Source organism: Paraburkholderia ginsengiterrae (assembly GCF_001645125.1).
Lineage (GTDB): Bacteria > Pseudomonadota > Gammaproteobacteria > Burkholderiales > Burkholderiaceae > Paraburkholderia > Paraburkholderia ginsengiterrae.
Genome location: NZ_LXKA01000330.1, coordinates 13101 through 25188 on the forward strand (window position 1 = coordinate 13101; position 12088 = coordinate 25188).

The window sequence follows — 12088 nt, forward strand, 5'->3', positions numbered from 1 at the left end:
TCGAGAATCGGGGGCAGGGTGGCACGGCAATATTTGCTTGACCGCGCGGGCATCTGCAGATATTGTCGCTGGTTCGCAACATAAGTGACTTGTCTCAATTGAGGTGTGGCCCAAGAAGCTCACCTGTCAACTGGACGCGCCGCTTGAACCCGAGCCACAAGCCCGGCAGAGAGCACCCGATCAATTTTTTGCCGAAAATTCGAAAGGTGAATTAAATGAATATGCCCAGCGCGGAATTCTCCACGTCGGATACGACCCTCCCTCACGAAGCTGACTCTATCGGCGCCACCGTGCTCATGAAGGCACTGGCCGACGAAGACGTCGATTTTATCTGGGGCTATCCCGGCGGCTCGGTACTCTACATTTACGACGAGCTGTACAAGCAGGACAAATTCCAGCACGTCCTCGTGCGCCACGAGCAGGCCGCGGTCCATGCCGCCGACGCCTATGCGCGTTCCACCGGCAAGGTCGGTGTGTGTCTCGTGACCTCCGGCCCCGGCGTCACCAATGCGGTGACCGGCATCGCCACGGCGTATATGGATTCGATTCCGATGGTGATCATCAGCGGCCAGGTGCCGACTGCCGCCATTGGCCAGGATGCGTTCCAGGAGTGCGACACGGTCGGCATCACGCGTCCTTGCGTGAAGCACAACTTCCTCGTGAAGGACGTGCGCGACCTCGCCGCCACCGTCAAGAAAGCGTTCTATATTGCCCGTACCGGTCGTCCCGGCCCGGTGCTGATCGACATTCCGAAAGACGTGTCGAAAACACCCTGCCAGTACGAACCGCTCAAGAGCGTGTCGCTGCGCTCGTACAACCCCGTCACGAAAGGCCACTCGGGTCAGATCCGCAAGGCCGTGGCGTTGCTGTTGTCGGCCAGGCGTCCGTATATCTATACCGGCGGCGGCATCATCCTCGCGGATGCGTCGCGTGAGCTGAACCAGTTTGCCGACCTGCTCGGCTACCCGATCACCAACACGCTGATGGGGCTGGGCGGCTACCGCGCAAGCGACAAGAAATTCCTCGGCATGCTCGGCATGCACGGCACGTACGAAGCCAACATGGCGATGCAGCACTGCGACGTGCTGATCGCGATCGGCGCGCGCTTCGACGACCGCGTGATCGGCGACCCGGCGCACTTCTCGTCGCGTCCGCGCAAGATCATCCATATCGACATCGATCCTTCCTCCATTTCCAAGCGCGTCAAGGTCGACATTCCGATCGTCGGTGACGTGAAGGAAGTGCTGAAGGAGCTGATCGAGCAGTTGCAAACGGCCGAGCATGGCCCCGACACCGCGGCGCTGGCCGACTGGTGGAAGGACATCGAAGCCTGGCGCGCGAAAGATTGCCTGAAGTTCGACCGCAAGAGCGACATCATCAAGCCGCAGTACGTGGTGGAAAAGGCGTGGGAGCTGACCGACGGCAATGCCTTCGTGTGTTCCGACGTCGGCCAGCACCAGATGTGGGCGGCGCAGTTCTACAAGTTCAACAAGCCGCGCCGCTGGATCAACTCCGGCGGTCTCGGCACGATGGGCTTCGGCCTGCCGGCGGCGATGGGCGTGAAGATGGCGCACCCGGACGACGACGTGCTTTGCATCACGGGCGAAGGCTCGATCCAGATGTGCATCCAGGAGCTGTCGACCTGCAAGCAGTACGACACGCCTGTGAAGATCATTTCGCTGAACAACCGCTATCTGGGCATGGTGCGCCAGTGGCAGCAGATCGAATACAGCAAGCGCTATTCGCATTCGTACATGGATGCGCTGCCGGATTTCGTGAAGCTCGCCGAAGCGTACGGCCACGTCGGCATGCGTATCGAACGCACGGCGGACGTGGAGCCGGCGTTGAAGGAAGCGCTGCGCCTGAAAGATCGCACCGTGTTTCTCGATTTCCAGACCGATCCGACCGAAAACGTCTGGCCGATGGTTCAGGCCGGCAAGGGCATCACCGAGATGCTCATGGGTTCGGAAGATCTATAACGGCGGCCTGGCAGCCGGCTTCGTCATGCACGCCTTCAAAAAAGGCGCGGGCGGACGAGGCGGCGCCGAGCCGTTCGCAGACATCGACAAAACATCTGGAAGAAGCGAAACATGAGACACATTATTTCAGTCCTGCTGGAAAACGAACCGGGCGCGTTATCACGCGTGGTGGGTCTCTTCTCCGCACGCGGCTACAACATTGAAACCTTGACGGTGGCACCGACCGAAGACCGTTCGCTGTCGCGCATGACCATCGTCTCCATTGGCTCGGACGACGTGATCGAACAGATCACGAAGCATCTGAACCGCCTGATCGAGGTGGTTAAAGTGGTCGACCTTACCGAGGGCGCCCACATCGAGCGCGAGCTGATGTTGATCAAGGTGAGGGCGGTCGGCAAGGAGCGTGAGGAGATGAAACGGATGTCGGATATTTTCCGCGGCCGCATCATCGACGTCACCGAAAAGACCTACACGATCGAACTGACGGGGGCGAGCGAGAAGCTCGACGCCTTCATCGAAGGCATCGACGCCACGGCGATTCTCGAAACGGTCCGCACGGGCAGCTCGGGCATCGGTCGCGGCGAGCGCATTCTGAAGGTGTGACGCGCGAGCTGACATACCGTTTCGATCGAGGCTGGATCGCGCTCTTAAGAATCCGGCCAGGCAACACCCTATTTGCAGCATTTGAATATCACTGATTCATCGAATTTAGCCAAGGAACCGACATGAAAGTTTTCTACGACAAGGACGCTGACCTCTCCCTCATCAAGGGCAAGCAAGTCACCATCATCGGCTATGGCTCGCAAGGCCATGCGCACGCACTGAACCTGAGCGAAAGCGGCGTGAAGGTGACGGTTGGTCTGCGCAAGGGCGGCGCATCGTGGAGCAAGGCTGAAAACGCGGGCCTGCAGGTCAAGGAAGTGGCGGAAGCCGTCAAGGGCGCGGACGTCGTCATGATGCTGCTGCCGGACGAGCAGATCGCCGACGTGTACGCCAAGGAAGTGCACGCCAACATCAAGCAAGGCGCGGCGCTCGCCTTCGCGCACGGCTTCAACGTGCACTACGGCCAGGTGATTCCGCGTGCCGACCTCGACGTGATCATGATCGCGCCGAAGGCGCCGGGCCACACGGTTCGCGGCACCTACTCGCAAGGTGGCGGCGTGCCGCACCTGATCGCGGTCGCGCAAGACAAGTCGGGCGCGGCGCGTCACATCGCGCTGTCGTACGCAGCGGCTAACGGCGGCGGCCGTGCCGGCATCATCGAAACCAACTTCCGCGAAGAAACGGAAACCGACCTGTTCGGCGAACAAGCCGTGCTGTGCGGCGGTACGGTCGACCTGATCAAGGCCGGTTTCGAAACGCTGGTGGAAGCCGGCTACGCGCCGGAAATGGCGTACTTCGAATGCCTGCACGAACTGAAGCTGATCGTCGACCTGATCTATGAAGGCGGCATCGCGAACATGAACTACTCGATCTCGAACAACGCTGAATATGGCGAGTACGTGACGGGTCCGCGTATCGTGACGGCTGAAACGAAGAAGGCGATGAAGGCCGTGCTGACCGACATTCAGACGGGCGAGTACGCGAAGAGCTTCATCATCGAGAACAAGGCCGGCGCACCGACGCTGCAATCGCGCCGCCGTCTGACGGCCGAGCACCAGATCGAACAGGTCGGTTCGAAGCTGCGCGCGATGATGCCGTGGATCGCTAAGAACAAGCTGGTCGATCAGTCGAAGAACTAAGCGGGTTGTCGCTCAAGTCCGGCGTGGCGGTGTGCCGCAATGCCGGACAGATCAAAAAGCCGTCCAAGGGTGCTGAACCCTGGGCGGCTTTTGCTATCCTACGGTTTTACAAAAAAACAGAAGCCATTCATGAATTACCCTCATCCGATCATCGCGCGAGAAGGCTGGCCGTTCATCGCCATCGCGGCCGTCGTTGCATTGCTGGTTCACTTCTTCGCGGGGTTCGGCATTTCATGGCTGTTCTGGCTGCTGCTGATCTTCGTCGTGCAGTTCTTCCGCGATCCGGCGCGCCCGATCCCCACTCAGGCCAATGCCGTGCTGTGCCCGGCCGACGGCCGCATCGTCGCGGTCGAAACCGCGCATGATCCGTACGCCAACCGTGAAGCGCTGAAGATCAGCGTGTTCATGAACGTCTTCAACGTCCACTCGCAGCGTTCGCCGGTGGATGGCGCGATCTCGAAGGTCGAATATTTTCCCGGCGCGTATCTGAATGCCGCGGTGGACAAGGCTTCGCTCGAAAACGAGCGCAATGCGGTGGTGATCGAAATGGCCGGCGGCCAGACGGTGACCTCGGTGCAGATCGCCGGCTTGATCGCGCGGCGCATTCTTTGTTACGTGCGGGCAGGCGAGCCGCTCACCCGCGGCCAGCGTTACGGATTTATCCGCTTCGGCTCGCGTGTCGACGTGTATCTGCCGGTGGGCAGCCGTCCGCGTGTGTCGATCGGTGAGAAGGTTTCCGCGTCGTCCACGATCCTCGCTGAACTATAAAGCGGCACACAGGAGGTTTTCCGAATGGCCGCATTCAAACCGCGTCGACCCCGCAGCAGCCGACCGCTGCCACGTCCGTTCCGCCGTAACAAGCCGATCGTGGCGGAGGCGTCGGCGGTCGACAGCCGGCGCGCGCAGCGTCAGCAGTTCCTGAGAAAACGCGGCATCTATCTGCTGCCGAACGCCTTCACCACGGCGGCACTGTTCTGCGGTTTCTTCGCCGTGGTGCAGGCCATGAACGTGCGCTTCGAGGTCGCGGCCATCGCGATCTTCGTCGCCATGGTGCTCGACGGCATGGACGGCCGCGTGGCGCGCATGACGCATACGCAAAGCGCGTTCGGCGAGCAGTTCGACAGCCTGTCGGACATGGTGTCGTTCGGCGTGGCCCCCGCACTCGTGATGTACGAGTGGATTCTGAAAGACCTCGGCCGCTGGGGCTGGTTGGCGGCGTTCGTGTACTGTTCGGGCGCGGCGCTGCGTCTCGCGCGTTTCAACACGAATATCGGCGTGGTCGACAAGCGTTTCTTCCAGGGTATGCCGAGCCCCGCCGCCGCGGCCCTGATTGCGGGTTTCGTGTGGCTCGCCACCGACAACCGCGTGCCGCTCAAGCTGGTTTGGCTGCCGTGGGTGGCCTTCGTGCTGACCATTTACGCCGGCGTGACGATGGTCTCCAACGCGCCGTTCTACAGCGGCAAGGCGCTCGACGTGCGGCATCGCGTGCCGTACGGCGTGATCCTGCTGGTGGTGGTCGCGTTCGTGCTGGTGTCGTCCGATCCGCCGCTGATGCTGTTCGGCCTGTTCGTGCTGTACGGTCTGTCGGGCTACGTGTTCTGGGCCTATCAGGCGGTGCGGGGCAGAGCGAATCCGGCTCGGTCGGCCGAGCGGGATAGATGACGCTTCGCTCACGGCGTATGTCGGCGAATCACAAAAGTCACAAAACGGCAGCCTCAGGGCTGCCGTTTTTTCATGGGCGTTGCCCGCTGGACAGCGCCTGGCAGGCAAGCCCGACGCGCATTGCACGCCGGCTGGAATGCCGCTATAGTCGTTGGATAAAGGCGTTCGCGTTCCTTTTTGGGCTGCACGACGAGGCTCGATGAACCGGCGCTCCGTCCGGCGTAAATACGCCGATGCGCCTGCCGCGCCGACCCCTGCGCAAATCGGTTTTGCCCTCCGTCTGCCCCGTTGGTCAATGAGCGGTCATCAGGCGTCGCCCGCGGCAGCGCAAACGCCCGGATTCCAATATCCCATTCCCATAATTGAACGACTCCGCAGGAGACTCGACATGTCCGACAAACTGATCATATTCGACACCACGCTGCGAGACGGCGAGCAATCGCCCGGCGCGTCGATGACGAAAGAAGAGAAAATCCGTATCGCGAAGCAACTCGAGCGGATGAAAGTGGACGTGATCGAAGCAGGCTTCGCAGCGAGCTCGAACGGCGACTTCGATTCGATTCACACAATTGCGGGCCTGATCAAGGACAGCACGATCTGCTCGCTTGCCCGCGCGAACGACAAAGACATTCAGCGCGCGGCAGACGCGCTCAAACCGGCCGATCATTTCCGCATCCACACGTTCATTGCAACGTCGCCGCTGCACATGGAGAAGAAGCTGCGCATGACGCCGGACCAGGTGTTCGAACAGGCGAAGCTGGCGGTGCGTTTCGCCCGCAAGTTCACGGACGACGTCGAGTTCTCGCCCGAAGACGGCAGCCGCTCGGACATGGATTTCCTGTGCCGTGTGCTGGAAGCGGTGATCGCGGAAGGCGCGACTACCATCAACATCGCGGACACGGTTGGTTATGGTGTGCCGGAGCTGTACGGCAATCTCGTGAAAACGCTGCGCGAGCGCATTCCGAACTCGCACAAGGCAGTGTTCTCGGTGCATTGCCATAACGACCTCGGCATGGCCGTGGCGAACTCGCTTGCCGGCGTGCAGATCGGCGGCGCGCGTCAGGTCGAGTGCACGATCAACGGTCTCGGCGAGCGCGCGGGCAATACGTCGCTCGAAGAAATCGTGATGGCCGTGAAGACGCGCAAGGATTATTTCGGCCTCGAGCTCGGTCTCGATACGACGCAGATCGTGCCGGCTTCGAAGCTGGTGTCGCAGATCACCGGTTTCGTCGTACAGCCGAACAAGGCGGTGGTCGGCGCGAACGCATTTGCGCACGCATCCGGCATCCATCAGGACGGCGTGCTGAAGGCGCGCGACACCTACGAAATCATGCGCGCCGAAGACGTGGGCTGGAGCGCGAACAAGATCGTGCTCGGCAAGCTGTCGGGCCGTAACGCATTCAAGCAGCGTCTGCAGGAACTGGGCATCGCGCTGGATAGCGAAGCAGAATTGAACGCCGCGTTCGCGCGCTTCAAGGAATTGGCCGACCGCAAGGCGGAAATTTTCGACGAAGACATCATCGCGATCGTCACGGAAGAATCGGCTGAAGCGCAGGAGAGGGAGCACTACAAGTTCCTGTCGCTGTCGCAGCATTCGGAAACCGGCGAGCGGCCGCACGCGAAGATCGTGTTCTCGGTGGACGGCGCGGAAGTGACGGGCGAAGCGAATGGCAACGGCCCGGTCGACGCCACCCTCAATGCCATCGAAACGGAAGTGGGCAGCGGCTCGGAGCTTCTGCTGTATTCGGTGAACGCGATTACCACCGGCACGCAGGCGCAGGGAGAAGTGACCGTGCGTCTGTCGAAGAGTGGACGCATCGTTAATGGCGTGGGCACCGATCCGGATATCGTCGCAGCTTCGGCGAAGGCGTATATCTCGGCGCTCAACAGGCTGTATTCGAACGCGGACAAGTTGAATCCGCAACGTTCGGAATGATGGAAGGCAGGGCGCCGACGGCGTGCCTGCCGCGTTCGAGTCGAAAAAGCCCCGTGTTGTGAAAACGGGGCTTTTTTTGTTTTGGTGTGCCGGCATGTGTGCGCATGCCGGGTTCCGTGACGAGACTAGAGACTACTCTGTCGCCGCGCGCCGCATCGACCAGCCGCGTGCCGCGCGCGCCTGCGCCTGAACCTGATGCCGTACTTCGACGGCGATCCCGCGGCGTGGTGCATCGGCGACAAACGTGTCGAGCAATTCGCGCACGTCGTGATCGACGAAGTCGGCGCGCGTCGCGTCGACGATCAAGGTCGCGCCGTCGGGAATCTGCTGCAGGTAGTGCTTGAGCGGCACCTTGCCGAGAAACGACACGTCCTTGCGAAACGACAGCAGGTAGTGATCGCCGTGCTGCGCGAGCACGATCGGGCTGCGCAGGTTCGCGTACAGCGCGAGCAACACGCTGCACAGAATGCCGAGCACGATGCCGGCCAGCAGATCGGTTGCGAGCACGCCGACCAACGTGACGATGAACGGTGCGAACGGCGCGAAGCCTTGCTTGGCGACGGCGACGAACAAGGAAGGCTTGGCGAGTTTCAGTCCCGTGAAAATGAGGATCGCGGCGAGGCAGGCGAGCGGAATCAGGTTGATGACGCTAGTGAGCGCGAACACGCTGACCAGCAACAGAACGCCGTGAATGATCGCGGAGAGCCGGCTCTGCGCGCCCGCATGCAGGTTGGCTGAACTGCGCACGATCACCGAGGTGATCGGCAGGCCGCCGATTGCGCCGGCAATCAGGTTGCCGATGCCTTGTGCTTTCAGTTCGCGATCCGGCGGCGCAACGCGTCGTTGGGGATCGATCTGCTCGACCGCTTCGAGGCTCAACAGCGTCTCCAGACTCGCGACGATCGCCAGAGTGATCGCTACGCGCCACACGTCGGGATTGACGAGTTGTGTGAAGTGCGGCCCGAAGTCGACCCATTCGAGCGCAACCCGCAAGGCGGCGAACGACTCGAGCGGCGGGAGCGCGACCCGATGCTCCGCGGGCGGTGCTAGCGCGGGTGCGAGCAGGCCGAGCAGCAGTGTCGCGCCGATACCCAGCAGGACCACCGCGAGCGGTGCGGGGACGAGTCGCACTAGCGCGAAGCGGCGGAGTGCGCGTGTTTCCCAGCCGACCAGAATAGCCAGCGACAGCAGCGCGATCACGCAGGCGGCGAGTGAGATCGAACCGAACGGCGTGGTGATCGCGCCGGCCATTGCGGTAGTGGCGTGCGCGCCGGACGGCTCGCTTTGGCCGGACAGGCCGAGCGCAAGCGGGAATTGCTTGACGATCAGCAGCACGCCGATCGCCGCGAGCATGCCTTTGATGACCGCGGACGGCACATAGGCGGCAAACCGGCCGGCCTTGAGCATGCCGAAGCCGAACTGGATCACGCCGGACAGCAGCACGGCCAGCAGAAACGCGGAGAAGCTGCCGAGCTGCGCGATTCCATCGACGACGATCACGACAAGACCCGCCGCCGGTCCGCTCACGCTTAATCGCGAGCCGCTCAGCACGGCCACGATCAGGCCGCCGACAATGCCCGATACGAGCCCGGCGAACGGCTCGACGCCCGATGCATTGGCGATACCCAGGCAGAGCGGCAGCGCGACCAGAAAAACGACGGTGCCCGCAAGCAGGTCGCGCTGAAACGTGGAAAAGACGGTTCGAAGATTCATGGTGTCTATGCGGTAATGAAGGGACGTGACACGCGAAAGCCGAATCTATCCGGTTCGCGAAAGGGGGCGCGCTTTATGCGGCGCTGTGGGCCGCCGTCGTGCAGGTCATGGCGTCGTCGGCTTCGTAGCCGGAGGTGAGCACCTTGATGCGGCCGTCCTCGAGCGCGAAGATCCAGCCGTGGACGAGCGGCGCCGGCCCGGCATCCTGCACGATCGGGTTGGCGCGTAGCTGGCGCACCTGTTCGAGCACGTTCAGTTCGGCGAGGCGATCGATGCGCTCACGCTCGCTCGCATGACCGTCCAGTTCCTCGTGATGCGTTCCGGCCAGGGCGCACAGTGGCGCGATCCGCCGATTCACGTGCGGCAGCGTCGGTTCCGGCGGCAGCAGCGCGGCACGCACACCGCCGCATCCGTAGTGCCCGCAGACAATCACGTGACCGACCTTCAGCACGCGGACCGCGTATTCGAGGACGCTCGCGGAGTTGTCGTCGTCGGGATGAAAGAGGTTGGCGATGTTACGGTGAACGAACAGATCACCCGGTTCGCAATGCGTGATGGTTTCAGCCGGCACACGGCTGTCCGAGCAACCGATCCACAGCACGTGCGGATTCTGGCCGCGAACAAGATTGCGAAAAAATTCAGGATTGCGCGCGGCGGTTTCGTGCGCCCATGCAACGTTGGCGACCAGCAGGCGTTTGGGACGATTCATCGATAGTGGCTCCGTTAGTGAGGCGCATTGATTCGAGCTGCCGAATCCGCCGGATCGGCAGTCGCGCTCGGGCGGCTTCAGGAGAGGCCGCTATGGAATCAATTCTTACGAATACCTTTCTATCAAAAAATAAATCCGCTGTGCGCGAAATAAAATTCGCTGTCATGCGCAATAAATAAAAAAAACCGCCTGGGGAGGCGGCTTCGTGGATGCATGCACATTGCGTTTGGATGGACGCTCAGAACAGGCTGCGCCGATCGGGATCGTGCAAGGGGTCCGGCGTTTTTTGCGTGAGCCGCACGATGCCCTGATCATCGAAATAGAAGCTGTACATCATGTACCAGACGTTGTCTTCCAGATAGCGATAGGTCCAGACTTCACGCTTCATCAGCGGGAAGTACGACGTTTCGACCGGACGGCCAAAGTTCACCAGCACGTCGCTCCTGGTCCACTTGCCGATTTCCGCTCGATAGAACTCGTTGGGCTGCAGCACCTGGCGCACGTTGACGATCTTGCCGGCTGCGTCGATGTCGGCGGCGGCGGTGGTTTCGCCCATCGGCTGGGTCGGCCACATGAGCCGCTTGCCGCCGTTCGGCAGGTCGTAGACTTCTCGCGGCGGGCCGAGGCGCGTGACGATGGTCGATTCGTCCGCGCCCTGAGTGTATTGCTGCCACGGCTGTGCGCAGCCGGCGAGCGCCAGCGCGCTCAGGCAGACAAGCGCCGCACGGCGCAGACGTCCTGCGGCCGGCGCTTCGATCGAGGCCGCCGTGGAGTGATGGCGGTTGAACATGAATTCCTCCGATGGCGTTTGAGTAGCGGTTTTTATCATCGAGACACCTTATTTTGACACGCGCTGCGGCAAAAGATTTGCGCCGCGCAAAGACGATCCGTGAACTGGTTGAACGGCTGAGCCGACTTGCTTATTCCGTCTCGCGCGCCCTATGATCCGCGCATTCAGAAATCAAATGGGGCACTGGTGATGGCGAAGTGGCAACGGACGGTGGCAGTGGCGTTGACGGCATTTTCAATAGCCGTGGCGGCCCATGCGGCTGGCGCGACGGCGGAGAGTCCCGCCGGGAAGTCCGTGAGTAAAGCGACCGGGGCACCGATCCAGCTCGCGCTGATCGAAGGCATGTCCGGCCCGTTCGCGAACGCAGGCGCGGCGGTGGAGCGCAATCTGCGCTTCGGCGTCGAGCAGGTGAATGCGCAGGGCGGCGTGAAACTCGCCGACGGCGCGCATCCGTTCGAACTGGTCGTGCTGGACAGCAAGGGTGGCGCCGAAGAGGCGCTCACGCAGCTGCGCGCGGCCGCCGACCGTCATATCGGCTACATCCTGCAAGGCAACAGCTCGGCGGTTGCCGCCGCGCTGATCGGCGCGATCGACAAGCAGAACAGCCGCGAACCGGGCAACCGCGAGCTATTTCTCAACTATTCCGCCGACGACCCGGCGCTGACCAACGCCAACTGCAGCTTCTGGCATTTCCGCTTCGACGCGCACGCGGGCATGCGCATGGACGCGCTGGCCGACGTGATCCAGCGCGACAAGGCTGTGAAGAAGGTCTATCTGCTGAACCAGGACTACAGCTTCGGGCACGACGTCAGCAGCCTTGCACGCTCGGCGCTGGCGGCGAAGCGCCCGGATATCGCGGTGGTCGGCGACGAGTTTCATCCGATCGGGCGCGTGAAGGATTTCGCGCCGTACGTCGCGAAGATTCGCGCGAGCGGGGCGGATGCGGTGATCACGGGCAACTGGGGCAACGACCTGACGCTGCTCGTCAAGGCGGCGCGGGAGCAGGGCCTCGACACGAAGTTCTATACGTTCTACGGCAACAGTCTGGGCGCGCCGGCCGCGTTGGGAGATGCCGGCGTCGGCCATGTGATCGCGGTGGCTGACTGGCATCCGAACGCGGGCGGTGCCGCGTCCGATGCCTGGTATGCGGCCTTCCGGGCCCGCTTCCCGGCGGCTCAGGACGATTACCCGGTGCTGCGCATGCCGCTAATGATCGAGACCCTGGCCGCGGCGATGAACCGCGCCGGCAGCGCCGATCCGGCGGCCGTGGCGAAAGCCCTCGAAGGAATCCGGTTCGACAACGGCTTTCATGCCTCGTGGATGCGCGCCGAAGATCACCAATTGATCCAGCCCCTTTACGTGATGGAGATGGACAAAGCCGGTACGCCGGGCGTGCATTTCGACAACGAGGGCTCCGGCTACGGCTTCCGCACGGTGCTGGCGCTGCCGGCAGAGCGCACCGTCCTGCCGACCGTTTGCAGGATGAAGCGGCCGTAGCCCGGGCGGGCACACGCGGCGGCCCGGCACGGCAGGGTTCGCGGCGGGATTGGGCTGTGC

Annotated in this window: 10 protein-coding genes; 7 read left to right on the forward strand and 3 right to left on the reverse strand. The window is 62.4% G+C overall.

Annotated features, from left to right (window positions below):
- The first annotated feature begins 215 nt into the window (after positions 1 to 215).
- From A6V37_RS24520 to A6V37_RS24545, 6 genes are all read left to right on the forward strand, one after another.
- The gene (locus tag A6V37_RS24520; RefSeq protein WP_064272107.1) at positions 216 to 1979 is read left to right on the forward strand and encodes an acetolactate synthase 3 catalytic subunit; all 1764 of its coding nucleotides are present in this window, start codon (positions 216 to 218) and stop codon (positions 1977 to 1979) included.
- A 111-nt stretch (positions 1980 to 2090) separates the two neighbouring features.
- The gene (ilvN, locus tag A6V37_RS24525; protein ID WP_064272106.1) at positions 2091 to 2582 is read left to right on the forward strand and encodes an acetolactate synthase small subunit; all 492 of its coding nucleotides are present in this window, start codon (positions 2091 to 2093) and stop codon (positions 2580 to 2582) included.
- A gap of 122 nt (positions 2583 to 2704) precedes the next feature.
- Positions 2705 to 3721, forward strand: a complete 1017-nt coding sequence (ilvC, locus tag A6V37_RS24530) for a ketol-acid reductoisomerase (protein ID WP_064272105.1) — start codon at positions 2705 to 2707, stop codon at positions 3719 to 3721.
- A gap of 129 nt (positions 3722 to 3850) precedes the next feature.
- The gene (locus tag A6V37_RS24535; RefSeq protein WP_064272104.1) at positions 3851 to 4489 is read left to right on the forward strand and encodes a phosphatidylserine decarboxylase; all 639 of its coding nucleotides are present in this window, start codon (positions 3851 to 3853) and stop codon (positions 4487 to 4489) included.
- Positions 4490 to 4513: 24 nt separating this feature from the next.
- On the forward strand, positions 4514 to 5383 hold the full coding sequence (gene pssA / locus A6V37_RS24540) for a CDP-diacylglycerol--serine O-phosphatidyltransferase (RefSeq protein ID WP_064286421.1): 870 nt from the start codon (positions 4514 to 4516) through the stop codon (positions 5381 to 5383).
- Between the two features lie 388 nt (positions 5384 to 5771).
- Positions 5772 to 7319, forward strand: coding sequence for a 2-isopropylmalate synthase (locus A6V37_RS24545; protein ID WP_064272102.1), 1548 nt, complete (start codon positions 5772 to 5774; stop codon positions 7317 to 7319).
- Between the two features lie 132 nt (positions 7320 to 7451).
- Here the strand turns inward: A6V37_RS24545 and A6V37_RS24550 are convergent, their stop codons facing one another.
- The 3 genes from A6V37_RS24550 to A6V37_RS24560 all read right to left on the reverse strand — a co-directional run bounded on the left by A6V37_RS24550 (position 7452) and on the right by A6V37_RS24560 (position 10531).
- Complete coding sequence (locus tag A6V37_RS24550) at positions 7452 to 9032, reverse strand: SulP family inorganic anion transporter (RefSeq protein WP_064272101.1); 1581 nt, start codon at positions 9030 to 9032, stop codon at positions 7452 to 7454.
- 73 nt (positions 9033 to 9105) lie between these two features.
- Complete coding sequence (locus tag A6V37_RS24555) at positions 9106 to 9741, reverse strand: carbonic anhydrase (protein ID WP_064272100.1); 636 nt, start codon at positions 9739 to 9741, stop codon at positions 9106 to 9108.
- Positions 9742 to 9979: 238 nt separating this feature from the next.
- Positions 9980 to 10531, reverse strand: coding sequence for a hypothetical protein (locus tag A6V37_RS24560; protein ID WP_064286422.1), 552 nt, complete (start codon positions 10529 to 10531; stop codon positions 9980 to 9982).
- A 189-nt stretch (positions 10532 to 10720) separates the two neighbouring features.
- On the opposite strand from A6V37_RS24560, the gene A6V37_RS24565 reads away from it, so the two are divergent.
- Positions 10721 to 12028, forward strand: coding sequence for a branched-chain amino acid ABC transporter substrate-binding protein (locus A6V37_RS24565; protein ID WP_207547700.1), 1308 nt, complete (start codon positions 10721 to 10723; stop codon positions 12026 to 12028).
- The last annotated feature ends 60 nt before the right edge of the window (positions 12029 to 12088 follow it).

Coding starts and splice junctions, on each gene's coding strand:
- A6V37_RS24520 (WP_064272107.1), top strand. CDS start 216: ATGAATATGCCCAGCGCGGAATTCTCCACGTCGGATACGACCCTCCCT.
- ilvN (WP_064272106.1), top strand. CDS start 2,091: ATGAGACACATTATTTCAGTCCTGCTGGAAAACGAACCGGGCGCGTTA.
- ilvC (WP_064272105.1), top strand. CDS start 2,705: ATGAAAGTTTTCTACGACAAGGACGCTGACCTCTCCCTCATCAAGGGC.
- A6V37_RS24535 (WP_064272104.1), top strand. CDS start 3,851: ATGAATTACCCTCATCCGATCATCGCGCGAGAAGGCTGGCCGTTCATC.
- pssA (WP_064286421.1), top strand. CDS start 4,514: ATGGCCGCATTCAAACCGCGTCGACCCCGCAGCAGCCGACCGCTGCCA.
- A6V37_RS24545 (WP_064272102.1), top strand. CDS start 5,772: ATGTCCGACAAACTGATCATATTCGACACCACGCTGCGAGACGGCGAG.
- A6V37_RS24550 (WP_064272101.1), bottom strand. CDS start 9,032: ATGAATCTTCGAACCGTCTTTTCCACGTTTCAGCGCGACCTGCTTGCG.
- A6V37_RS24555 (WP_064272100.1), bottom strand. CDS start 9,741: ATGAATCGTCCCAAACGCCTGCTGGTCGCCAACGTTGCATGGGCGCAC.
- A6V37_RS24560 (WP_064286422.1), bottom strand. CDS start 10,531: ATGTTCAACCGCCATCACTCCACGGCGGCCTCGATCGAAGCGCCGGCC.
- A6V37_RS24565 (WP_207547700.1), top strand. CDS start 10,721: ATGGCGAAGTGGCAACGGACGGTGGCAGTGGCGTTGACGGCATTTTCA.